Below are 2,606 nucleotides of genomic sequence, written 5' to 3' on the forward strand. Positions count from 1 at the left end.
ATTTCTTTACAAAACTTTACAACGTGTCCCAATTTGCAGGTAGTGCGATTCGTTCTGGAGAAACCCAGATTTTGGGGGGATTCCAGGCTTCAGTAAAGTAACCCAATCGGGTAGAGTTCGCACTTTAATCCTTTACTGATGACAACTTGATATCCATGTAGGTGAGGTGATTTGAACCCAAGTCCTACCGCCCTGGTGCGGGGTTGAAAGCGCATAAACTACCAGTAATGGTAGCCCCTACGGAAGATATTGACTACCTCTGTTCGTAAAGCGGGGATGGAAGCGGTCAAAGGCGATAATTGCTGAAAACGCCCTCCGCAAGCAAGAGTTCTATAAGCGAGCTAACACAATATATATTGTGAAGGAGAATCGTGGGGTAGAGCAGGCTAAATGTCGTTGAGCCACCGTCAAAATTGACCAGGGGAAATAAGCAAGTGATTCGGTCACACCCTGGGCTGGGAACATCCGGCAAGGGTAAGGTCTAACAGTTTCTACGCAACGAGTTAGCGCACTACCTAGACCCCCGGTGGAAAGACATACCCTAAAGACTCAAACCAATGGATATCAGGAACGAAGTAATCCTCCCTTTTGCCCCTGTTATGGTCGATTAACAGGTAAAACAGTCTGTTTATAAGCGGAAGGAAGGGAAGGATGGTTCAAGAAGCTAATGCCCAGACCGAAACAACGGTCAACGCCTGAAAAGGGATGGAGTAATGTCCGGGATATGCTGACGTGAACCACAATGTGCCAAAAGCTAGAGGTACAAGTAGCAATGAATAAGCCTAAATCTGATTCAATGCTGAAGACAGAGGGATGGAAAAGTATTAATTGGCGAAAAGTCGAGAGATATGTTTTCAAGTTGCAAAAGCGCATCTATGCTGCTTCACGTTGTGGTGATGTCAAACGGCTCCGCAAACTTCAAAAGACACTGATGAGGTCGTGGTCTAACCGAGTATTAGCGGTACGTCGGGTAACAGTCGAAAACCAAGGTAAAAAGACGGCAGGAGTGGACGGTGTGAAATCATTGTCCCCAGCAGCACGCTTAGAATTGGTAGGGCAATTAAAGCTAACAGGTAAATCCAAGCCTACCCGTAGAGTTTGGATACCCAAACCCGGAAGCCAAGAAAAACGCCCACTATCAATACCCACAATTGAAAGCCGCGCTCTCCAAGCCGTAGTCAAGGCTGCTTTAGAACCAGAGTGGGAAGCTCGATTTGAGGCAGGAAGCTACGGATTTAGACCAGGCAGGTCATGCCAGGATGCAATCAAGCACATCAAAAACTGTATCCAAACTAAGGCTAAATATGTCTTCGATGCGGATATATCTCAATGTTTTGATTGTATTAATCATAACGAACTCCTCCGAAAATTAAACACTTTCCCAGGATTCAGGCGACAAATCAAAGCCTGGTTAAAGTCGGGAGTGATAGATAAAGGAGTATGGAATGCCACATCCATTGGTACACCACAGGGTGGTATTGTATCGCCACTATTAGCGAATATCGCCTTGCACGGATTAGAAACGGTGGTTAAGGATTACGTTGAAAACTTAGCCTATAAACAGTTAAGCAGAATGGAGAAACGCCGTTCTATTGGTGTCATCCGCTACGCTGATGATTTCGTACTTTTGCACGAAAACAAGACTGTAATTTCCGAGTGGTTAGCTGGCGTTGGTTTACAATTAAAACCTTCCAAAACCCGGTTAGCTCATACACTCGACCCCAATTTAAGTGAAGATGGGATAGCTGGATTTGACTTTCTTGGTCATCATATTCAACAATTCCCACGGGGCAAATATCGTAGTGATGAAGATAATCACGGTAGAAAGTTGGGTTTTGATACACTCATCACCCCATCAAAGAAAGCTACTTTAAGGCACCAGCGAGAAATTGCTCTCCTTATTAAAATGCACAGATTATCGCCACAAGAGGCACTTATTAAAGACCTCAATCCTGTAATTAGTGGATGGAGTTCTTATTATAAAGTCTCGGATATTGGCACTGTAGGAGAGTTATCCAGACAGGATAATCTGACATATTTAAAACTTCGGAGATGGGCAAAACGTCGCACTCTTAATGTCAAGAAAGCCCATTATCTATATTGGCGACCAATCGGCGATAGAAATTGGGTATTTGCGACAAAGGGGGATGACCCTAAAAAGCTAATTTTACACACAGAATTTGCGAGTAGTAGCAACAACTATGTGTTGGTAAAAGGTGATAGAAGTCCCTATGACGGCGACTTAGTTTATTGGAGTACAAGGTTAGGCAGACATCCTGAACTACCTAACAGACAAGCGATACTTTTAAAACAACAACAAGGTAAGTGCGCTTGGTGCGGATTGCACTTTCTTTCAGGAAATGTAATGGAGGTTGACCATAAAATCCCACTTTCTCAAGGAGGAAAAGACGAGTGGGTTAATCTTCAGCTATTACATCGACATTGCCACGATGAAAAAACTGCTGCTGACGGCAGTCAGAAGTCTGTTAATGACAAAAGGATTGCACATTGAGTAGCCGTGTGCGGTGAATAATCGCAAGCACGGTTTCGGAAGAGAGGGGTGGAATGGCAACATTCCCCTCGACTCTACCTCTCGGCGGCCACCC

Annotated in this window: 1 protein-coding gene; it reads left to right on the forward strand. The window is 44.5% G+C overall.

Annotated elements, in window-relative coordinates:
- Positions 1–772: 772 nt before the first annotated feature.
- Positions 773–2,512: a group II intron reverse transcriptase/maturase gene (locus AC5JMF_RS32925; protein WP_495799907.1), complete on the forward strand. Its 1,740-nt coding sequence runs from the start codon at positions 773–775 to the stop codon at positions 2,510–2,512.
- Positions 2,513–2,606: the final 94 nt, after the last annotated feature.

It is taken from the genome of Desmonostoc vinosum (assembly GCF_059505385.1).

What these genes read in the sequence shown, in the direction of transcription:
- AC5JMF_RS32925 (WP_495799907.1), top strand. Translation starts at nt 773, where the DNA reads ATGAATAAGCCTAAATCTGATTCAATGCTGAAGACAGAGGGATGGAAA.